General features: G+C 63.6%; 21 protein-coding genes. 11 read left to right on the forward strand and 10 right to left on the reverse strand.

From position 1 onward, the window contains the following. Window positions 1-40 precede the first annotated feature (40 nt). Both HX881_RS33015 and HX881_RS27155 read left to right on the forward strand, forming a co-directional pair. Complete coding sequence (locus HX881_RS33015) at window positions 41-169, forward strand: hypothetical protein (protein ID WP_256261858.1); 129 nt, start codon at window positions 41-43, stop codon at window positions 167-169. A gap of 115 nt (window positions 170-284) precedes the next feature. Next, window positions 285-1187: a LysR family transcriptional regulator gene (locus HX881_RS27155; RefSeq protein ID WP_177087519.1), complete on the forward strand. Its 903-nt coding sequence runs from the start codon at window positions 285-287 to the stop codon at window positions 1185-1187. 27 nt (window positions 1188-1214) lie between these two features. On the opposite strand, the gene HX881_RS27160 is transcribed toward HX881_RS27155, so the two are convergent. Further along, entirely contained in the window at window positions 1215-2126 is a 912-nt protein-coding gene (locus HX881_RS27160; protein ID WP_177087521.1) for a LysR family transcriptional regulator, read from the reverse strand. A gap of 161 nt (window positions 2127-2287) precedes the next feature. On the opposite strand from HX881_RS27160, the gene HX881_RS27165 reads away from it, so the two are divergent. Next, complete coding sequence (locus HX881_RS27165) at window positions 2288-2932, forward strand: hydrolase (protein ID WP_177087523.1); 645 nt, start codon at window positions 2288-2290, stop codon at window positions 2930-2932. Window positions 2933-2998: 66 nt separating this feature from the next. Next, window positions 2999-3577 carry an antibiotic biosynthesis monooxygenase gene (locus tag HX881_RS27170; protein ID WP_177087525.1) on the forward strand — a complete coding sequence of 193 codons (579 nt, stop codon included), beginning with the start codon at window positions 2999-3001 and terminating at the stop codon, window positions 3575-3577. 76 nt (window positions 3578-3653) lie between these two features. On the opposite strand, the gene HX881_RS27175 is transcribed toward HX881_RS27170, so the two are convergent. Then, window positions 3654-4004 (reverse strand): hypothetical protein, encoded by a 351-nt coding sequence (locus tag HX881_RS27175; RefSeq protein ID WP_017124644.1) that lies wholly within the window; start codon window positions 4002-4004, stop codon window positions 3654-3656. Window positions 4005-4888: 884 nt separating this feature from the next. Here HX881_RS27175 and HX881_RS27180 point away from each other — a divergent pair. From HX881_RS27180 to HX881_RS27190, 3 genes are all read left to right on the forward strand, one after another. Next, on the forward strand, window positions 4889-5557 hold the full coding sequence (locus HX881_RS27180; RefSeq protein WP_177087527.1) for a GntR family transcriptional regulator: 669 nt from the start codon (window positions 4889-4891) through the stop codon (window positions 5555-5557). A 134-nt stretch (window positions 5558-5691) separates the two neighbouring features. Then, a complete protein-coding gene (locus HX881_RS27185) occupies window positions 5692-6783 on the forward strand; it encodes a polyamine ABC transporter substrate-binding protein (RefSeq protein WP_177087529.1) in 1092 nt (363 codons plus the stop codon). Window positions 6784-6815: 32 nt separating this feature from the next. Further along, window positions 6816-8426 (forward strand): gamma-glutamyltransferase family protein, encoded by a 1611-nt coding sequence (locus HX881_RS27190; RefSeq protein ID WP_177087531.1) that lies wholly within the window; start codon window positions 6816-6818, stop codon window positions 8424-8426. A 14-nt stretch (window positions 8427-8440) separates the two neighbouring features. Here the strand turns inward: HX881_RS27190 and HX881_RS27195 are convergent, their stop codons facing one another. Continuing rightward, window positions 8441-10417, reverse strand: coding sequence for a hybrid sensor histidine kinase/response regulator (locus tag HX881_RS27195; protein ID WP_177087533.1), 1977 nt, complete (start codon window positions 10415-10417; stop codon window positions 8441-8443). A gap of 85 nt (window positions 10418-10502) precedes the next feature. Then, complete coding sequence (locus tag HX881_RS27200) at window positions 10503-11144, reverse strand: TetR/AcrR family transcriptional regulator (protein WP_218169403.1); 642 nt, start codon at window positions 11142-11144, stop codon at window positions 10503-10505. 118 nt (window positions 11145-11262) lie between these two features. On the opposite strand from HX881_RS27200, the gene HX881_RS27205 reads away from it, so the two are divergent. Next, window positions 11263-11841 carry an LOG family protein gene (locus tag HX881_RS27205; RefSeq protein ID WP_177087537.1) on the forward strand — a complete coding sequence of 193 codons (579 nt, stop codon included), beginning with the start codon at window positions 11263-11265 and terminating at the stop codon, window positions 11839-11841. 71 nt (window positions 11842-11912) lie between these two features. Here HX881_RS27205 and HX881_RS27210 read toward each other — a convergent pair whose 3' ends face one another. Then, complete coding sequence (locus HX881_RS27210; protein ID WP_177087539.1) at window positions 11913-12080, reverse strand: hypothetical protein; 168 nt, start codon at window positions 12078-12080, stop codon at window positions 11913-11915. Window positions 12081-12194: 114 nt separating this feature from the next. Here HX881_RS27210 and fae point away from each other — a divergent pair, with 114 nt between their 5' ends. Genes fae through HX881_RS27225 form a run of 3 tightly spaced genes read left to right on the forward strand, consistent with a single transcriptional unit; the run spans window position 12195 to window position 15182 of the window. Beyond that, on the forward strand, window positions 12195-12707 hold the full coding sequence (fae, locus tag HX881_RS27215; protein ID WP_177088086.1) for a formaldehyde-activating enzyme: 513 nt from the start codon (window positions 12195-12197) through the stop codon (window positions 12705-12707). A gap of 10 nt (window positions 12708-12717) precedes the next feature. Continuing rightward, a complete protein-coding gene (locus tag HX881_RS27220; RefSeq protein ID WP_177087541.1) occupies window positions 12718-13752 on the forward strand; it encodes an aldo/keto reductase in 1035 nt (344 codons plus the stop codon). Beyond that, complete coding sequence (locus tag HX881_RS27225; protein WP_177087543.1) at window positions 13749-15182, forward strand: NAD-dependent succinate-semialdehyde dehydrogenase; 1434 nt, start codon at window positions 13749-13751, stop codon at window positions 15180-15182. The genes HX881_RS27220 and HX881_RS27225 overlap by 4 nt, the downstream gene beginning before the upstream one ends. A gap of 159 nt (window positions 15183-15341) precedes the next feature. On the opposite strand, the gene HX881_RS27230 is transcribed toward HX881_RS27225, so the two are convergent. The 5 genes from HX881_RS27230 to HX881_RS27250 form a co-directional block, all read right to left on the reverse strand. Further along, window positions 15342-16217 (reverse strand): LysR substrate-binding domain-containing protein, encoded by an 876-nt coding sequence (locus HX881_RS27230; protein ID WP_177087545.1) that lies wholly within the window; start codon window positions 16215-16217, stop codon window positions 15342-15344. A gap of 335 nt (window positions 16218-16552) precedes the next feature. Then, a complete protein-coding gene (locus HX881_RS27235; protein ID WP_017124635.1) occupies window positions 16553-17734 on the reverse strand; it encodes a porin family protein in 1182 nt (393 codons plus the stop codon). A 103-nt stretch (window positions 17735-17837) separates the two neighbouring features. After that, entirely contained in the window at window positions 17838-19478 is a 1641-nt protein-coding gene (locus HX881_RS27240) for a dipeptide ABC transporter ATP-binding protein (protein ID WP_177087547.1), read from the reverse strand. Window positions 19479-19480: 2 nt separating this feature from the next. Next, window positions 19481-20317, reverse strand: coding sequence for an ABC transporter permease (locus tag HX881_RS27245; protein ID WP_017124633.1), 837 nt, complete (start codon window positions 20315-20317; stop codon window positions 19481-19483). Then, complete coding sequence (locus HX881_RS27250; RefSeq protein ID WP_177087550.1) at window positions 20314-21267, reverse strand: ABC transporter permease; 954 nt, start codon at window positions 21265-21267, stop codon at window positions 20314-20316. Before HX881_RS27250 ends, HX881_RS27245 begins: the two co-directional genes overlap by 4 nt. Window positions 21268-21279 lie beyond the last annotated feature (12 nt).

Below are 21279 nucleotides of genomic sequence, written 5' to 3' on the forward strand. Positions count from 1 at the left end.
AACCACCTTGTTTCATTCAGGGCCTGGCAAGGACTACAGAATGCGCAGAGTTGACGCATCGGGCAATCTTTATCTGTATGAATATACAGCTGAAGATTACCGCCTGGCCAGGGCGGTGGCGGCCTGCCTGGCGCAGGCGGCGCTAATCATCGATAAGAGTGATCAGTGAGATGGAAAATAAATCGCTAATATTCAGGTTGTTTGCCCTTTAGATTAGTCCCGCGCCACCTGAATCGATGGACCAGGCAAGCAATGGAACACCTTTTTTCACCCGAGGCCCCGCCATGATTACCTTCAAGCAACTGGAAGCCATCTACTGGATCGTTGAACTGGGCAGTTTCGAATCGGCCTCGCTGAAGCTGAACATGTCCCAGTCGGCGATTTCCAAGCGCGTCCAGGAACTGGAGGACGCCTTTGACGTGCCGATTTTCGACCGCTCCAGGCGCAGCGCGCGCTTGACGGAGAAGGGCACCGAACTCTTCGAACACGCGGCCGAAATGCTCCGCCAGCGCGATTACCTGCTGGAGCGCATCAGTTCGCGGGAGGTGCTGGTCCGGCGTTTTCGCCTCGGCGTGACCGAACTGACGGCCCTGACCTGGTTGCCGGCCCTGGTGGAGCAGATTCGCGAAGCCTACCCCAAGGTCCTGCTGGAGCCTTCGGTCGAGCTGAGTTCGGAGTTGTTCAAGAAACTGGAAAACGACCAGCTCGACCTGATCATCGTGCCCGATGTCTTCGACGACGCACGTTTCATCGCCACGCCGCTCAAGAGCGTGGAAAACGCCTGGATGTGCGCGCCGGACCTGTATCGCGAATCCGCGCCGATGGACCTCCAGGCGTTGTCCGGGTACACCGTGCTGACCCAGGGCGGCAGTTCGGGGACCGGCCTGGTCTACGAGCGCTGGCTGGCCCAGCACGATGTGCGCCTCAATCGCACGCTGATCAGCAACTACCTGGTGGCCCAGATCGGCCTGACCATCTCCGGCGTGGGCATCAGCTACCTGCCCCGGCAGTGTCTCGCGCCGATGATCGCCCGAGGGCGCCTGCGGGTGATCGAGACTTATCCGGAGTTGCCGCAGATCCGCTATGCCGCCGTGCATCGGGCGGACCGCCTGCAGGGCCTGAGCGTCGAAGTGGCACGCCTGGCGCACCAGTGCTGTGATTTCGGCCACCTGCTGTTGCAGGCGTGAGCCGGCTGGACCCTTCCCGTCGCGTTTTCAGGCGACGGATCCGGCAGCGCGTTCTTTCACTGCCAGCGCCTGTACCAGGAAATCGATGAACGCCCGGGTCTTCTGCGGCACCCGGCGCGCCGAGGCGTATACGGCATTGATGCTGATCGGCGGTGCCTGCCACTCGCACAGCACCGGCACCAGGCGCCCCGCGGCCAGGGCGTCTTCGACGATGAAGTCAGGCAACAGGGCGATGCCCATGCCAGCTTCGGCGGCCTGGGCCAGCAGGTCGCCGTTGTTCGCGTGCAGCGGGCCGGTGACCGTGACCCGCTGGGTGTCCTTGTCATTGCTCAGTTGCAGGCTGACGCCACTTTGCAGGTAGCCATAGTTCAGGCACTGGTGAGCACTCAGCTCACGAGGAGTGGCGGGAGTGCCGGCTCGTTCCAGGTAGCCGGGGGAGGCGACCATGATGCGCGGGGCCGGGGCCAGCAGTTTGGCGACCATGGACGAGTCCGGCAGGCTGGCGATACGGATGGTCACGTCGAAGCCACCCTTGACCGGGTCCACCTGCTGGTCGCTGAGCACCAGTTGCAGTTCCACGTTCGGATGCTGCTGGTGAAACACCGGAATCAGGGGCCCCAGCCGGCGCAGCCCGAAGGACATCGGCGCGTTGACCCGCAACACCCCGCGCAACTCGCCGATGCCGTCACGGGCACGCTGCTCGGCTTCATCCAGCGAGGCCAGCAGTTCGCGGGCCGCTTCGAAGTACTCGGCACCGGCTTCGGTCAGGTGCAGGCTGCGGGTGGTGCGCAGCAGCAGTTGCACGCCAATGGCTTCTTCCAGGGCCTGGATCTGCTTGCTGACTTTCGAGCGTGGCACGTCCATTGCCCGTGCCGCCGCCGCGAAGCCGTTTGCCCCGACCGTGGCGACAAACGCCCGCATGCATTCGATGCGATCCATGATTGTCCCTTTAATAGAATCAATGATTCTCGATTTTAGGGAATTGTCCCGATTTTATCCAGGCCCTAAAGTTCGTTCCAAGCCGGCAGCACATACCTCCAAGCGGAGCACGCGCCGAGCTGACAGATTACCCGGACCCTCTCAGCCAAAAGGAACTCGTCATGTCCATTCGTGAACTGCTCAACCCGACCAACTCCGCCCTGATCCTCATCGACCACCAGCCGCAGATGTCCTTCGGTGTGCAGTCGATCGACCGCCAGACCCTGAAGAACAACACCGTGGGCCTGGCCAAGTCGGCGAAGATCTTCAACGTGCCGACGCTCCTGACTTCGGTCGAAACCGAAAGCTTCAGCGGCTACATCTGGCCTGAACTGCTGTCGCTGTTCCCCGACCAGCAGCCCATCGAACGCACTTCGATGAACTCCTGGGAAGACAGGAAATTCGTCGAGGCGGTCAAGGCTACGGGGCGCAAGAAGCTGATCATGGCCGCGCTGTGGACCGAGGTCTGCCTGAACTTCCCGGCCCTCGAGGCTCTGGCCGAAGGCTACGAGGTGTATATCGTCACCGACGCCTCGGGCGGCACCACCAAGGAAGCCCACGACATGTCCGTGCAACGGATGATCCAGGCCGGCGCGGTGCCGGTGACCTGGCAGCAGGTATTGCTCGAGTTCCAGCGCGATTGGGCGCACAAGGAAACCTACGACGCGGTCATGGACTTGGTGCGCGAACACAGCGGCGCCTATGGCATGGGCGTGGATTACGCCTACACCATGGTGCACAAGGCCCCGCAGCGTCAGGTCAAGTAAGGGAGCGGGGCGGGTGTGCCGGGCACATCCGCCTCTCGGGCTTTGTACAGGCAGGTGGAATCACTCATGAATATCGAATTGTCCGACGGCGTGGTCACGTTGCTGGTGCGGCACCGCATCAGGCAGGGCGGGGACCAGGCGTACGAAGCCTGGCTGCGCCAGATCATCGCCAAGGCGCGCAGCTATCCCGGGCACCTGGGCATCGACGTGATGCGCGGGCACAGCGGCGGACTGGCGCAGTTCACCAGTGTGCTGCGGTTTGCCAGCACCGAGCAGTTGCAGGTCTGGCTGGATTCCGATGACCGTCGCGAACTGGTCGACCAGGCCCGCTCGCTGCTGGCCGACGGCGACCAGACGGAAATCAACGAAGACCGTGAGTTCTGGTTCACGCCGGCGCAAGCGGACATGCCGGCACCGCCACCGCGCTGGAAGCAGGCCTGCGTGACCTTCCTGGTGATCCTGCCGCTGACGTTCCTGGTGCCACAGGTATGGAAGCCGGTGTTCGGGCTGTTGCCCTGGCTGGGCGGGTACGTGCAGGCCAATGTGCTGATCACCCTGAGCATCGTCCTGCTGGTGGTCTATGTCTTCATGCCGCGGGTGACGCGTCTGTTCAGCCGTTGGCTGCAACCGCGGCAAGTGAGCTGATCCAAGGGCCGGGCGGTAGAAAACGCATAAAAAAACCCGACAGCCTGTGTCGGGTTTTTCATGGGGAAACGGAGTGTTACTTGCGGCCACCCAGTGCGCCGCCGGCCGCGCCACCCAGGCCCGCGCCAATCGCCGCGCCGGTGCTGCCGCCGAGCTTGTTGCCCAGCAGCGAACCGCCTGCCGCGCCCAGGCCGCCACCGAGGGCCGCCTTGGTCTTCTTGCCTTTCTTGGCCGCCACGGCACCGCCGGCCGCGCCGCCCAGGCCTGCACCAATGGCCGCGCCGGTGCTGCCGCCCATCTGCTGACCGACCACGTTGCCCAGGACGCCACCCAAACCACCGCCGACCGCCGCCTGGGTACCGCCGGCAGCCATTGCGCCTTGGGCAAACAGGGCGCTGAGCGCCAGGACGGTAAGTGCTTTACGCATGTTGCGAACCTCGAAATAAATGGAGCGCCAATTGTCGCCGGGCGCGGGCGGCGACGCAAACGCTGTCGAGGGGCTGCGCCGGTTTATATTTTTTCTCGCCCATGGAACTTTCCTGTTTCGGAAAAGCGGCAACGTCACCGAATAAACCCCATGGCCGGGTTGTTATCTGTACATATGCCGCTCATCGGATGCTCTATTTCCAGAATTATTGTGTGGCTTTATCTCTGAATGCTCCTTGGCCGTTTCCCACGGCCTTTTTTATTTATTCCCCTCATCAGGGGTGAACTGCTTTGGTGCAATTGAAGTGTCGAGGCGGTTGAATGAACCAAAACAGTGCCTGCATTGTCTTTGAGTTGCCGGATATCCAGAAAAAACCTGTGGTTATTGAAGGGGTTAGGATGAATTTTATGTGAATTCATTCGTCAAATATCTTGTTACAAGTTTCGCCGATCAGTTAATATGGCGTCGCGTTCACCTACCACGGTTTATGCATTTTTAAGCCCCAAGCGTCCATCAGCCGCTTGGGCTTTTTTTTGCCCGGAATTTGTTCACCGAGTTGTCGAACAGTCTCTTGCGGACTCTGCCGGGGCCGGTGCCGAATATCGATGTCGAATAAAACCCTTCCCTGAAAACACCGACGTTATCAATCCCGGACGCCGCTCTTTGCCCAGGTGGTCGAAGGCGTGCGTGGTGTGGGCATTTTTGCCCCACGGTGTTTCCCGATGACTCGCTGGCGCCTGGCGTCCTGCCGGTGCCGGCCTCCTGTGTTTCCAGTGAAAACCGCTCTGGCTCCACCCTCTCGCCCCTTTTGCCGATAGCTGGCATCAAAAATGCTTTTTAGTATCCATGGATAATTGGATACAAAAATTCAGAAGGTGCTTTCCATGGGATTCATACCGGCTTACAGCGAGCGTCAACCGATGACCGCGGAGGAGGAGGCCTACAACTTTCTTCTCGGTGCCATCTGCAGCGGGCGCTACCGCATGGGCGACCGGCTGATAGCCGACGACATCGCCGGTGAAATCGGCATGAGCCGCATGCCGGTGCGCGAAGCCTTTCGCCGCCTGGCGGCCGAGGGCCTGGTGAATCTGCGGCCCAATCGCGGGGCGGTGGTCAGCGGCCTGAATATCGAGGAAATGCACGAAGTTTTCGAAATGCGCAGCGTCCTCGAAGGGCTGGCGATCCGTGTCGCGGTGCCGAAGATCACCGAGCGACACCTGACGCACCTCGAACGCCTGCTCGACGACATGGACGCTGACCGCGAGGACAGCGCCGTCTGGGTCGGTCGCCACCGGGCTTTCCATGAATACCTGTGCAGCCTCAGTGAGCGCCCGCGGTTGATGCGCCAGATATCCGCGCTCTATTCGGTGATCGAGCCGCACATGCGCTTGTGGCTGCAGCAACTCGACCAGCCGCTGAGTGCCCGCGAAGACCATGCGCAGATCCTCGACGCCATCCGCTCGCGGGATGCCGATCATGCCGAGCGGGTCCTGCGCGAGCATATCGAAGGAACCATTCCCGAACTGACCCAGTTCCTGGCGTCGGGGAAATAGAAGCGGGCAGCCAGCCCGCCTTGCCGTTGTTGTGACGTTCAGCACTGCCCAGTTACTTAACCGAACCGGAGTCTCGTCATGAATCAGCCCGTTGTCCGTGTCTGCCTTTCCTTCCGTGTTGCAGGAGCCTCGTCATGCGCTCTGTGAAACTGCTCGCGGCGCTGTGTGCCGTTGCTGTCCTGCCGCTGGCCCAGGCCGCCGACAAGGTGGTGAAGATGTACAACTGGTCCGACTATATCGGCCCGGACACCCTGAAGAATTTCGAGCAGGACAGCGGCATCAAGGTCCAGTACGACATCTTCGACACCAACGAAATGCTCGAAGCCAAGCTGCTGTCCGGGCACTCGGGCTATGACCTGGTGGTGCCGTCAAGCCAGTTCCTCTCCAAGCAGATCCGTGCCGGCGCCTATCAGCCGTTGCAGCGTTCCCTGCTCGGTAACTGGAACCACCTCGACCCACGACTGATGAAGCGCCTGGAGGCCGCCGATCCGGGCAATCGCTATGCGGTGCCGTACATGTGGGGCACGGTCGGCATCGGCTACAACGAGGAAAAAGTGCGCGCGGTGCTGGGCAAGGACGTGGTGCTGGATTCCTGGTCGATGGTCTTCGATCCGAAGAACCTGGAGAAGCTGAAAAGCTGTGGCGTGGCCTTCCTCGATGCGCCGGTGAAGATCATTCCGCAGGCCATGCTCTACCTCGGGCTGGATCCCAACAGCCTGAAACCCGAGGACTACAAGAAAGCCTCGGCCCTGCTGATGAGCCTGCGGCCGTCGGTCACCTATTTCAATTCGTCGAAATACACCGCCGACCTGGCCAACGGCGATATCTGCGTGGCCATCGGTTACTCGGGGGATGTGGCGCAGGCGCGCAGTCGGGCCCATGAAGCCGGGAAGAACGTCGATATCCGCTACCTGATTCCGAAAGAGGGCGTGAACCTGTGGTTCGACATGCTCGCCATTCCCAAGGACGCCGGCAACGCCGCCGGGGCCAACCAGTTGATCGACTACCTGCTGCGTCCGGAAGTGATCGCCCCGGTCAGCAACTATGTCGGTTATGCCAACCCGAACAAGGACGCCACCGCGCTGATGGACCCGAAGGTCAGCGGCGACCCGGGTATCTATCCTGGCGATGACGTCATCAACCATGCCTTTGTATCGGCCGATCTGCCGGAGAAGATCCAGCGGGTGATCACCCGTGAATGGAGTCGCATCAAGTCCGGTCAATAAACCTGTGAAGGCCCGTTCCGAGAGCGTTTGACATGCTGAAATTTTCTGCCCACGAGTACCCTTATCCCTCCCGCCGCCAGAGCGTGTTCGCCCGTCGCGGCATGGTCGCCGCCTCGCAACCGCTGGCCGCCCAGGCCGGCATTGCGATCATGCAGCGGGGCGGCAACGCCATCGATGCCGCCATCGCCACGGCGGCGGCGTTGACGGTGGTCGAGCCGACCGGTTGCGGCCTCGGCGGCGATGCCTTTGCGCTGGTCTGGAGCCAGGGCCGGTTGCATGGTCTGAACGGCAACGGCCAGGCTCCGGCAGCCCTGAGCATCGAGGCGGTGCGGGCCGCCGGTCATGGGCAGATGCCGCTGTATGGCTGGACTCCGGTGACCGTGCCGGGTTGTCCTTCGGCCTGGGCCGAACTGTCGCGGCGCTTCGGCAAGCTGCCGTTCGCCGAACTGCTGCAACCGGCGATCGATCTGGCACGGGAGGGCTTCCCGCTGTCGCCGGTGGTTGCCCATCAATGGCAGATCGCGCTGGATGAGTTCGCCCCGCATCGGGACGCCGTCCTGGAGCCCTGGTTCGAGACCTTCCTGATCGACGGGCGGGCGCCCCGCGCCGGAGAAATCTTCCGCAACCCGGCCCAGGCCGCGACGCTCGAAGAACTGGCCGCCACGGCCTGCGAAAGCCTCTATCGCGGGGCACTGGCACAGCGCCTGGATGCCCATTCCCGTAGCACCGGCGGCTATCTGCGGGCCACTGACCTGGAGAGCTATCGTGCCCAGTGGGTCGAGCCGATCCATATCAACTACCGCGGTTACGACGTCTGGGAAATCCCGCCGAGCGGACAGGGCCTGGTCGCCCTGATGGCATTGAAGATCCTCGAAGGTTTCGACTTCGACCATCGCGACAGCCAGCAGACCTGGCATCGCCAGCTGGAGGCGATGAAGCTGGCCTACAGCGACGGCCTGCACTACATCACCGACCCCCTGCATATGCGGGTGGCCGTGGCCGACCTGCTCAGCGACGACTACAGTCGCCGACGTCGCGGGCAGATCGGTGAACAGGCGCAGCCGCCCAGGCCGGGCGACCCCCATGCCAGCGGCACGGTATACCTGGCGACCGCCGACGCCGAAGGCAACATGGTGTCGTTTATCCAGAGCAACTACCACGGCTTCGGTTCCGGCGTGGTCCTGCCCGACAGCGGCATCGCCTTGCAGAATCGCGGGCAGGAATTCAGCCTCGACCCCACGCATGCGAATTGCCTGGCGCCGGGCAAGAAAACCTTCCACACCATCATCCCGGGCTTTCTCAGCCAGGGTCGCGAACCGCTGGGACCGTTTGGCGTGATGGGTGGCTATATGCAGCCCCAGGGGCATGTGCAGATGGTGATGAACCTGGTGGATTTCGGCCTCAATCCGCAGTCCGCCCTCGATGCACCGCGCTGGCAATGGCTGGGGGACATGAAGGTGGGGATCGAGCAGGGCGCTTCCCAGGACCTCGCCAGGAGCCTGGCGCGGCGCGGGCATCAGGTGGAAATCGCCTGCGACCTGACCGACTACGGTCGTGGCCAGATCATCCTGCGCGATCCGCTCAGCGGTGTGCTGTGTGGCGGCACCGAGCCCCGGGCGGACTCGCATATCGCGGTGTGGTGAGGCGTGGCAACCGATCAGGGGGTACTGATCAGTTGCCGTACACGCCCGGCCAGGTCGTCGAGAGCAAACGGCTTGGCCATCACCTGCATGCCGGGTGCCAGGTCACCGTCGCCGATCACCGTGCTTTCGGCATAGCCGGTGACGAACAGCACCTTGAGCCCAGGACGCGTGCGCCGGGCCAGTTCCGCCAGCTGGCGGCCATTCATGCCGCCCGGCAGGCCGACATCGCTGACCAGCAGGTCGATGCGGATCGGCGACTGGAGGATCTTCAATCCCTCCACCCCGTCACTGGCTTCCAGCACCTTGTAGCCTCGCTCCTCCAGCAATTCGACTTCGAGCATGCGTACCTGCGGTTCATCGTCAACCACCAGCACCGTTTCACCCGCGATGGCCTGCAAGGCCGGTGGCGGTGAATCGGGCGCCTGGGAGGCATCGGCCTCGGCAAAGTGACGCGGCAGGTAGAGGCGTACCTGGGTCCCGCTGCCGGGTTGCGAGTTGATCCGTACCTGGCCGCCGGACTGCAGGGCAAAACCGTAGACCATCGACAGTCCCAGGCCGGTTCCGGAACCCAGGGGCTTGGTGGTGAAGAACGGGTCGAAGGCCTTGCCCAGGACATCCGCCGACATTCCGCTGCCGCTGTCCGCGACACTCAGGTAGACGTAGCCGCCGGGTGGCAGTTCCAGGGCCAGGGCCGATGCCGACGTGAGCGTGATGTTCGCGGTTTCGATCACCAGGCGGCCACCGTCGGGCATGGCGTCGCGGGCGTTGATGCACAGGTTGAGCAGGGAGTTTTCCAGCTGGTTCTGGTCCACCAGGGTGGTCCACAGGCGATCGGACAACGTCGTTTCCAGCTGTATCGACGGACCGACGGTACGTCGTACCAGATCCTCCATCTCATTCACCAGATGGTTGATGTTGGTGGCCCGGGAGTCGAGGGTCTGCCGCCGGGAAAAGGCCAGCAGCCGATGGGTCAGGGCCGTGGCCCGGCGCGCGGCGATCAGTGCGGCATTGATGTAGCGTTCGAGGTTGTTCACCCGGCCCTGGTCGATCCGGGTCTGGAGCATTTCCAGGCTGCCGCTGATACCGGTCAGCAGGTTGTTGAAGTCATGGGCCAGGCCGCCGGTCAGTTGCCCCACGGCCTCCATCTTCTGGCTCTGGCGCAGTTGCGCCTCGGCCTTGGCCAGGGCGAGGGCCTGTTCCTTGTCGAGGGTGCAGTCGCGGCCCACGGCATTGATGACCTGGTCGGACGGGCTGGAGGACCAGTTGATCCAGCGATATCCGCCGTCCTTGCAGCGGAAGCGGTTTTCGAAACGCAGCAGGTTGTGCCCCGAAGCGGACTGGCGGACACCTTCGAGGGTGCGCTCCAGGTCATCCGGATGGATCAGGTCGTACAGCGAGCTGCCGAGCAGCTCGGTTTCGATCCAGCCCAGGGTGTCGGTCCAGGCGGGGTTGATGGCGATGATCCGGCCCTCGAAGCTGCAGCGCAGCATGATGTCGGAGGACAGGGTCCAGAGCTGGTTGCGATCATCGGTACGCGAGGCGACCTCCTGTTCCAGCGAGGTGTTCAATTGCTTGAGCGCGATTTCCGCCTGGCGTCGTTCGGTAATGTCGTTGAAGAATACCGCGACCTTGTGTTCGCCAAGGTTACCGACGCGGACCGCGTGCACGGCATACCAGCGTCCCAGCCCCTGGGCCTGGTTCTCGAAGCGCTGCGGCACACCGGTCAGGGCGACCTCGCCGTAGATATCGAACCAGTGCTGTTCATGGCCGGGGACCAGGTCTCGGATCCAGCGGCCCTGGACGCCGATCAGCCCGGTCTCGCGCTCGAACGCCGGATTCATGTCGATAAAGCGGTAGTCCACCGCCTTGCCGGCGGCGTCGAATTTCATTTCGATGGTGCAGAAGCCCGTGTCGACAGCTTCGAACATGGTTCGATAATGCGCTTCTCGTTCGACCAGTTCCTCGAACGTCCGGCTTCCGGAAACTTCCATAATGACCCCATGCAGGAAATAGCTGAGCGGATGGTATCAGGACACAGCTTGCCGAGGAGTATGACCGTTTGGGTGGACCAGGTGTTCAGGGTAGGTCGATTTCGACGCTTGTCGGTGAACAACGACGGGCGGTATTGGCAAAGACCTGTTCGATCAGTTGGTCGGCAAACGCGGCGTCCAGGGCTGCGTACGGAATCATCAGACGGTAGTACACCGCGCCGAACAGCATATCCATCAGCACCTCCAGGTTGATCCCCGGCTCCAGCTCGCCGCGTTCCCGGGCACGGATCAACAGGGCCTGGCCCTGGACGCGGCGGGGCTCGATCCAGTTTTCCCAGAACGCCCGCCGCAACTGCTCATCCAGTTGCGCGGCCGCCAGCAGGTGGCGCAGCAGTCGACCGCGCGAACCTTCAAGTGCCTGGATCAGTTCCACCACGGCACGGCGAAAAGTGGCGCTGATCGTCGGCTCCTCGACATAGGCGATAAAGGGCGAGATCTCCGCCAGGAAGGCGTCCATCAGAACCGCGCCGGCGCTCGGCCAGCGTCGATAGATGGTGGTCTTGGCCACGCCGCTGCGCTGCGCGATCCGCTCGATGGTGGCCTGGGCGATACCGCCCTCGTGGGCCAGCGCCAACGCCGCCTTGCGCACGGCTTCGGTGGCGTCGCTGCTACGCGGACGGCCGGCGGCGGGTAGGGCGGGTTCCCTGGCTAGGGGGGCGTCAGTCAATCCGGATTTCATCTTCAAAGCTTCCCGGGAGAGTGCTAGGATTCGCTACGCATCGTAGCGTATGTGGCGCGGGCGCGGGTATTCCTTTCACGGTTTCAGTTTTCCAGAGGTAACGAGCATGCGGTTGTGCATCTTTTCCGGTTCCAGCGCGGGGCGTCGGCCCGGCTATATCGAGGCCGCGCGACAGTTGGGCGACGCGCTGGCGGCTGCCGGCATCGGCCTGGTCTACGGTGGCGCCGCGGTCGGCCTGATGGGGGCGGCGGCGGATGCGGCGCTGGCCCGGGGCGGCGAGGTCATCGGCGTGATTCCCCATGCCCTGGCCGACAAGGAAATCGCCCACGAAGGCTTGAGCCAGCTGCATATCGTCGGTTCGATGCACGAGCGCAAGGCACTGATGGCCGAGCTGTCCGACGGCTTCATCGCGTTGCCGGGCGGCCTCGGCACCCTGGAAGAACTGTTCGAAGTCTGGACCTGGGCACAGCTGGGGTATCACGACAAGCCTTGTGCTCTGCTGGATATCGAAGGTTTCTACAGCGGGCTGGCGGGCTTTCTCGATCACATCGTCGAGGAGCAGTTCGTCAAGCCGGTGCACCGCGACATGCTGATCACCGCCCCGGATGTGCCGGCACTGCTGGCGGCGATCCATGCCTACCAGCCGCCCAAGGTCACCAAGTGGATTGATGAGCAGAACACCTGAGTTTGTGTGATCACGACAGTGAAACGAACGCGGCCTCCGAAGAGGCCGCGGGTACTACGCCTGACTGGGTGTCAGTTGCTTTTCGCGTTCAGCTTGCGCAGCTCTTCATAGGTCGCCGACTGGACGAACCAGAAGCCGGAAATGATGCACCACACCAGCGTGCCGCCGATCAGCCCGCCCAGGCCGGCGAGGAAGCTGCTGCTGAACATGGCGATCAGCCAGATGAAGGCCAGGGCCATGACAAAACCTCATGCCTCCATGACTTTTAATGGTTACAGCCCCCTCGAATCCCGGTGATAAAAAAGCGCAAACACCAGCTCACTCAAAACAACAAAGAGCGTTTGCACATGACCATCAAAGAACAAGACCTGTACATCGGTGAGGGTTTCGAAGGCCCCGGCGTGAACGCCGCCCATATCAATATCCTGATCGGCCCGCGCAACGGTCCGGCCGGCCAGGCGTTCGCCAACAGCCTGGCATCGCCGAGCCAGGGTCACTGCCCGTTCATGGTGATCGCCCAGCCGAATATCCCGGTCAAGCCGATGACCCTCTATGTCAACAAGGCCGCCATCGGCAGCGACTTCCACGGCAACGCCACCTGGGGCGCATCCCAGGCCGGGATCGCCAAGGCCGTGCTCGAGGCGCTGCTCGACGGCACCCTGCCGGCCGAAGCCGAGGACGAATGGGCGATCGTCACCGCCAACTGGGTCAACCCGTCCTGCGATGACCTCGACGCGGTCTACCTGAACAACTACAACGCCTGCCGCACCGCGATCCGCGCCGCCCTGAACGGCCTGCCGGTACGTGCCCAGCTCGCCGATGTGGTCAACCACGTCGCCAACCCTTTCTACACCCCGAAAGCCTGAGGTCCGCGCCATGCAATACATTCGTCTGGGCAACTCCGGCCTGCAAGTCTCCAAGCTCTGCCTCGGCACCATGAACATGGGGACGCCGGACTGGAAACCGTGGATCTTCGACGAGAAGAAAAGCGAGCCGATCGTCAAGCATGCGCTGGACAACGGGGTGAACTTCATCGACCTGGCCGACTTCTATTCGGCCGGTGTCGGCGAGGAAGTGGTCGGGCGCATCCTCAAGCGCCTGACCCGTCGCGAAGACATCGTGGTGACCACCAAGGTCGGCTACGGCACCCGCAGTGGCATCAACGCCAGCGGCCATTCGCGCAAGCACATCATGGACAGCATCGACGCCTCGCTCAAGCGCCTGGACATGGACTATGTCGACGTCTTCATGCTGCATTACTTCGACGTCAACACCCCGGTCGAGGAAACCATGAGCGCCATGAACGATATCGTGCGTTCCGGCAAGGCGCGCTATATCGGCGTCTCGACCATGCTCACCGGGCAACTGGCGAAGATCCTCATGGCCTGCGAACGCAATGGCTGGGTCAAGCCGATCAACATGCAACTGCAACTGAACTGCGCCTACCGTGAAGAAGAGCGCGAGATGATTCCGTTCTGCCGCGACCAGGGCCTCGGCGTGTCGGTGTTCAGCCCGCTGGCCCGCGGCCTGCTGACCGGTGATGCACAGTCGACCCGCAACCAGACCGACTTCTTCACCCAGCAGATGTACAGCGACGAAGCCTCGTTCGAGATCGCTCATTCGGTGCAGCGCGTGGCCCGCCGTCGCGGGGTTTCCAACGCACAGATCGCCCAGGCCTGGGTCGCCAGTCACCCCGGCGTGGATTGCATGCTGGTGGGCGCCGACACCACCGAACAGTTCGACAGTGCCCTGGCGGCCCTGGACACCCGGCTGGATGCCGACGAGCTGTATGAGCTGGAACGCAACTACACCCCGTGCGATGTGATCAACGACTACACCGCCGGCAAACGTATCCTGCGCTCGGCCCGTCCGGCCCAGGAAGCCTTCACCCTGACCGAGGCCGTGGCATGAGCGAGCTGATCCGTACCGGCAACTACATCGATGGCCAATGGTCCAGCGGCGGCCCGGGCTACCCGGTGCTCAACCCGGCCAATGGCGAACTGATCGCCCAGGTGCAGCGTGCCGGGGCCGAGGAAACCGACCTCGCCATCGCCGCCGCCGAGCGCGCCTTGCCGGCCTGGCGCAAGCTGACCGCCAAGGAGCGCAGCTTACGCCTCAAGCGCTGGAGCGAGTTGATGCTGGGCAACCAGCGCGAGCTCGCCACGCTGCTCAGCCGCGAACAGGGCAAGCCGCTGGCCGAAGCCATGGGCGAAGTGGTCTATGCCGCGAGTTTCCTCGAGTGGTTCGGCGAGGAAGCCAAACGCGCCTACGGCGATGTGATTCCCAGCCACAAGGCCGACGCGCGGATCATCGTCACCAAGGAAGCCATTGGCGTGGTGGCGGCCATCACGCCGTGGAACTTCCCCCTGGCGATGGTCACCCGCAAGGTCGGCCCGGCCCTGGCCGCCGGTTGCACGATGATCCTCAAGCCTTCGGAAGAGACGCCGCTGTCGGCCTTCGCCCTGGCGGTACTGGCCGAGCAGGCGGGGATTCCGGCGGGCGTGTTCAACATCGTTTCCGGCGATGCGGTCGCCATCGGCGGTGCGCTGCAGGCGTCATCGGTGGTGCGCAAGCTGTCGTTCACCGGTTCGACCCGCACCGGCAAGCTGCTGATGCGCCAGGCCGCCGACACCTTGAAAAAGGTTTCGCTGGAGCTGGGCGGCAACGCCCCCTTCATCGTCTTCGACGACGCCGACCTGGACGCCGCGGTAAAGGGCGCGATGGCCTCGAAATTCCGCAACACCGGGCAGACCTGTGTCTGCGTCAACCGCTTCTTTATCCAGGACGGCGTGTATGACGCCTTCACCGTCAAGCTGGCCGAAGCGGTCAAGGCCATGCGCGTCGGCAGCGCCCTGGACGGCGAGACCGAGCAGGGCCCGCTGATCAACAACGCCGCGCTGGACAAGGTCGAACAGCATGTCGGCGATGCGTTGGAGAAGGGCGCCAGGCTGCTGTGCGGCGGTCGTCGCCACGCCCTGGGCGGAACCTTCTTCGAGCCGACCATCCTCACCGAGGCCAGCGACGGCATGCTGATCGCCCGGGAGGAAACCTTCGGCCCGGTGGCCGCGTGCTTCCGCTTCAAGGACGAGGATGAAGTGCTGCGCCGCGCCAACGACACGCCGTTCGGGCTCTCGGCCTATTTCTACAGCCGCGATATCGGCCGGGTCTGGCGCATGTCCGAAGGACTGGAAGCCGGGATGGTGGGGATCAACGAAGGGATCATCTCCACCGAAGTCGCGCCGTTTGGCGGCATCAAGGAATCGGGCCTGGGACGTGAAGGCTCGCGCTACGGCCTGGACGACTACCTGGAGATCAAATACCTGCTGATGGGCGGTCTCTGACCTTCAGGGCAGGCGAGCCCCGATACGGAAAACACAGCACCACTTGTGGGAGCCGGCTTGCTGGCGATGGCGGTCGATAAGTTGACGCAAGGCTCACGGGCCTCATCGCCAGCAAGCCGGCTCCTACCGTTTTGCCTTCCACCGAGACATAGCCTTGAGTCAGGGATTGCTCACCAGGCTCAGCCATTCGGTGAACAGCCGCACCTTGGATAAGCCCTGCTTGTCATTCGCCACATCCAGCCAGTAGCCATAAGGTCCGATCACCTCCACAGGGGTGATCGGCAGCAGGCTGCCATTGGCCAGTTCCTTCTCGATCATCTGCCGGTCGATCACCGCCAGCCCGCCGCCGGCCAGCGCGGTATTGATCACCTGGTCCAGGGTGCTGAATTCCAGCCCCTGCCGCGCATCGACATCGTCACGGCCCATGGCCGCCAGCCAGTTCTCCCAGACCTTGAGCCGCTTGCCGTCGTGCAGGATATGCAGCAACGCCAAGCGTCGCAGGTCCGGCGCCTGGCCGTCCTCGAATAGCTCCGGACTGGCCACCGCGATGTGCCGTTCCATCACCAGCAACTGACTGCGGCAATGGGGCGCGGCCTCGAGGCCGAAACGGATATGGCAGTCGACCTCGGCCTGGCTGTCGCGGTCGGCCTGGTTGGTCACGCTCAGGCTGATATCCGGATAGCGCTGGCAGAACGCCCGCAAATGCGCGGAGAGCCAGCGCGTGGCCCAGGTCGGCGGAGCGAGGATGCGCAGGCGCTGGCGCAGGTTCGGCACCCGCACCGCTTCCAGGGCACGTTCGATATGGTCGAAGGCATCCCCCAGGTGTGGCGACAGGGCGCTGCCCGCTTCGGTCAGCGACAGGCCCCGGGGCCCGCGCACGAACAGCGCCACGCCGAGGTAATCCTCCAGTTGCTTGATCTGGCGGCTGACGGCGCCCTGGGTCACGTTCAGCGAAGCGGCGGCCTGGCTGAAGCTGCGATGACGGGCGACTTCCTCGAACACGCGCAGCATGTTCAGCGAGGGCAGTTGACGCATGAAAGTCATACTCCGGACCGACCCTCGTGCGCCTGTCTGGAACAGGTCTGGAGTCGGCTTATTGTTGTTTTCGTGAAGCGGTTTTTCTGTAGGGGATATCTGACTATCAGCGGCGAGCCGATGCAAGCGCCGCATGAGCGCGAGGGCGAAATAATCGCCGGGGGAGGGAGAAAAAAACGTGGGCCGGCGGACCAGGCCGAACCCACGCAAAGACGCGCAACGAACGGGAACACGTGCAGCTCAGTAGCCATCCCCTGTAGGCAGGCTTGCCCGCCAGGAGGTCCTGGAAGCCGCCAGAAGCTTCGGGGGCAAGCCCCCTCCCACAGGTGACGGCGTCAGAAGTAGTAGCCGATGTTCATGTACAGCTGGTTTTCCAGCTGGTTGCTGCCGCCGGCACCCAGGCTCTGGGTGTAGCTGCTGCCGCCGATGTACGGGTCGTTCTTGCCGATCAGCCATTCGGTGGCGATCCACAGTTTGCTCACCGAGAACGAAGTACCGAGGATCAGCCGCTGTGACGTCTTGAAGTCCTCGTTGGATTTGTCGAAGGCGCTGTAGTTGGCGTACAGCTTGATGCCGCTGATCTGGTCGAACAGGTACTTGCCATCGACGTCGTAGCTCAGGTCGGCGACGTAGAGGTTGCCGCGACTGGCGACGTTGAACGTGCCGTCGTAGCCGCCGAAGGTCACCACCTCGTTGGTGCCGGGATTGCGTGGCGACATCTGCTGGCGGGCGGCCTGCAGTTGCACGCCCCACGGCCCGTTCTTGCCGATGTAGTGCACGGCCACGGCATTGCGCCGGCCATCTTCGTTGGTGTCGCGGTTTTCCAGGGTCGAGGTCAGGCCGGAGAGGCCCACTTCGGATTTCCAGTCACCCAGTTGCAGTGACTTGGCCACCCGCAGCACGACGGTATTGTGCTCCTGGTTGTCGCTGCCATCGGCGACATAACCGTCGGCCTTGGAGACCACGGTGGAGTAGGTTTCGCCGTTGCTGGTACCGCGCCCCTGCAGCGCCGGGCGCAGGTAATAGCCGGCCTGGATGTTCCAGTCACCGTATTGCTGGATGTACTTGGCGCCCACCTGCTCGACGTCCTCCAGGCCGACCACGTTGCCCAGGGTCTCGTAGAAGGTGCTGCCGAAGTAGGGTTGCAGACCGAACGGCACCTGGTTCAGGCCGACCTGGACCTGCTGGTCCGGGTTGAACTTGTAGCCGACCCAGGCCGTTTCGGCGAACTGCACCGCACCGATCCGATCGGTGTACTTGTAGGGGTAGTACTTGCCGTAGAAACGGTACTTCGCCGCGGCGATCCAGGTATCGGAGTTGTACTTGGCGGTGAGGAACGCCGTGTCGAAGTTGAAGGTCTGGATATCGCGATCCGGGTCGTAGTCCCAGCGGGCGCGGATCGCGCCGCCGAGGTCCAGGTTGTCGGTGACCTGCACCGCGAACGCCGGGGCGGCGAGGGTGCCCAACAGCGGTATCAGGGTGAGCGAGCGCAAGGCCCGTTTCGAAGTGATGTGCATGTTTGCTCCGTGGATCTAGGTTTTTTTGGTTTATCGTTGGCAACAGCCATCCCGGCCGCGGCGAGGACCGCGGTCTGGATGAAAGGGGTGGAAAGCCTTTTTCCTAGTGGTTGACGACGCTCAGCCCGGGCGCCGGTCCGGCCAGCGGCGGCGGTCGCACCGACGCTCCGGGGGCGGCCGCGAGCAGGGTCTGGGTGTAGGCATGCCGAGGCTGCAACAACACTTGCTCGGCAGTGCCGTACTCGACGACCTCGCCCTGGCGCATCACCGCGATGTGGTCGCTGATCTGCGCCGCCACGCGCAGGTCATGGGTGATGAACAGGATGCTCAGGTTCAGTCGCTGCTGCAGTTCTGCGAGTAACTCCAGCACCTGTTTCTGCACCGAGACGTCGAGGGCCGAGACGCTTTCATCGGCGATCAGTACCTGCGGGCGCATGGCCAGGGCACGGGCAATGCCGATGCGCTGGCGCTGGCCGCCGGAGAACTGCCGGGGCTTGCGTTTGAGGGCATCGCGCTTGAGCCCGACCTGCTCCAGCAGGTCGCCGGCCTCGGTCCAGGCATCCCTGGCCGAGAGGCCGCGCAACTGGGCCGCACGGGCAATGATGTCGCCGACCCGGTGGCGCGGGTTGAGCGAGCCGTAGGGATCCTGGAAGATCATCTGGATCTGTCGCCGGCTTCGTGTCAGCGTCGCGCCCTTGAGCGCGAGGAAGTCGCTGTCACCGAGCCAGACATGCCCGCTGTCGCTGTCCACCAGGCGGATGGCGGCCTTGACCAGGGTGCTCTTGCCCGAGCCGGACTCGCCGACGATGGCCAGGGTCTTGCCCCGGGGCAGTTGCAGCGAGACATCCTTGAGGGCCTGGACGCGACGTCCGTCGACGTTGTAGGTCTTGTTCAGGTGTTCGATGCGCAGGGCCATTTCACCGTCGGCGCAGGGCACGTGCAATTCCGGATCGAGCGCCGGGACCGCGGCGATCAGCTTGCGTGTGTAAGGGTGGCGGGGCGCCTGCAGAACCTGCTCGCGCTCACCGATCTCCACCAACCGGCCACCTTCCATCACGGCGATGCGGTCGGCGATTTCCGCCACCACGCCGAAGTCGTGGGTGATGAACAGGATGCCGTGCTGGCCACGTCCGCGCAGCTCGCGGATCAGCTTCAGCACCTGGGCCTGGGTGGTCACGTCGAGGGCCGTGGTCGGCTCGTCGGCGATCAACAGGTCGGGGTTCATCGCCAGCGCCATGGCGATCACCACCCGCTGGCACTGGCCGCCGGAGAGCTGATGGGGATAGCTGTCGGCGATGCGCGGCGGTTCCGGCAGGTGGGTCGATTCGAGCAGCGCGAGCATGCGCTCGCGGCGTTCTGGCAACGGCATGTGCGGGGCATGGATCTCGAAGATCTCCTGCACCTGGTCGCCGATGCGGATTGCCGGATTGAGCGCCGCCATGGGCTCCTGGAAAATCATCGCGATACGGTTGCCGCGCAGGGTGCGCAGGCGTGCTTCGTCCATGCGGCAGATATCGTCGCCGAGGAAATCGATACGGCCCTCGCTGTGGCGCAGGCCCTTGGCGTAGTCGCCCATGATCGCACCGGAGAGCACCGACTTGCCCGAGCCGGACTCGCCGATCACGCAGAGGATTTCGCCCTTGCGCACTTCCAGGTCGATCTGCTGCACCGCATGGCTGCGGTCGGCGCCGGGGGGCAACTCGATGGACAGGCCTTCGATACGCAGTACGGGGGGATTGCTCATGCTCAACTCCTTGTGCCTTTCTGGGCGTGTTCGTCCAGGCCGTCCGCCAGCAGGCTCAGGCCCAGCATCAGGGTGGAGATGGCAATGCACGGGAAGATCACCAGGTGGGGGAACGCGATGGCCATGCTGCGGCCTTCGTTGATCATGCCGCCCCAGTCCGGAGTCGGCGGCGGCAGGCCGAGGCCGAGGAAACCGAGGGCGCCGATCATGATCGCGGTGTAGCCGATGCGCAGGCAGAAATCGACGATCAGCGGGCCGCCGCAGTTGGGCAGGATCTCCACGGTCATGATCCGCAGCGCGCCTTCGCCCTGGGTGATGGCGCTGAGCACGTAGTCCCGCGAGCGCAGGTCGATGGTCAGGGCGCGCATGATCCGGAAGATCGCCGGGGCGCTGGTGAAGGTCACCGCGATAAGGATGTTCAGCGCCGAGGCGCCGAGGGCGATGATGATCACGATGTACAGCACCAGCACCGGGAACGACAGCACGGTGTCGGCGACATAGGACAGCACCGCGTCGACCCAGCCGTTGAAGTAGCCGGCGCACAGGCCCATGGCGATACCGACGGCGAACGCGGTGAGCGTCGCCAGGGTCGACCACAGCAGCACCGTGCGGGTGCCCCAGATCAGCCGCGAGAGGATATCCCGACCCAGCACATCGGTGCCGAGCAGGAAGGTCTGGCCGCCGGTGTCGTCGCTGAACGGCGTCAGCAGCGGGGTAAAGCTCTCCAGCGGATCATGGGGCGCCAGCCAGGGCGCGAAGATCGCCAGCAGCACCCAGCCGCCGACCAGGAACAGGCCGAGGGCCGCGAGCGGGCTCTTGAAAGCATTCAACAGGTTCATTGGGCACTCCCGCCAAGGCTGCGCAAGGTGATGCGCGGGTTGAGCCAGGTGTAGGCCAGGTCCGAGAAGATCTTGGTCGCGCCGACCACCAGCGCGCTGATCATCGCGCAGGCTTCGATCAGGTAGACGTCGTGGTTCAGCGACGCGGTGTAGAGCAGCGAGCCGAAGCCCTTGTAGGCGAAGAACACCTCGACCACGATGACGTTCGACAGCAGCCACGGGATGTACAGCATGATCACCGTGATGGGCGCGATCAGCACATTGCGCAGGGCATGGCGCAGGACGATGCGCCGGGTCGACGCGCCCTTGAGCCGGGCGGTGCGGATATACGGCGCCTGCATCACCTCGACCATCGAGGCGCGGGTGATCCGCGCCAGGTAGCCGACCCCGAACAGGCACAGCACCATCAGCGGCATCGCCAGTTGCAGGGCGCTGAAGCCATCTTCCATGCTGCTCACGCCCGGCAGCCAGTTGAGCCAGAACACAAAGATCGCCGAGACGAACACCGCGCTGGCGAAGTCCGGGATCGAGGTGGTGACGATCGACAGGAACGACACCAGCCGGTCCATCGCCGAACCCTGGCGAATCCCCGCCAGCACGCCGAGCGTCAACGCCACCGGGACCATGATCAGCAGCGCCAGTCCGGCGAGCATCAGGGTCTGGCCGAGGTTGGGCAGCAACAGGTCGACCACGGGCGCGTGAAAGTGCACCGAGGTGCCCCAGTGACCGGTGACGAAGTCCTTCAGCCAGACCAGGTAGCGCCACAGGAACGGCTGGTCATAACCATGTTCGGTGAGCCAGGCGGCTCGTTGGTCGGCGGCGGAGTAGGGGCCGAGGACGTTGATGGCGACGTCCTCGATATTCAGCTCCAGCGCGAAAAAGACAATCAGTGACACCGACAGCAGGGTTGCTGCCAGGGCCAGTAGCTTGCGCCACAGGAAATCAGCCATGTTTGCATGCTC

The organism is Pseudomonas gingeri (assembly GCF_013386115.1).
GTDB lineage: Bacteria > Pseudomonadota > Gammaproteobacteria > Pseudomonadales > Pseudomonadaceae > Aquipseudomonas > Aquipseudomonas gingeri.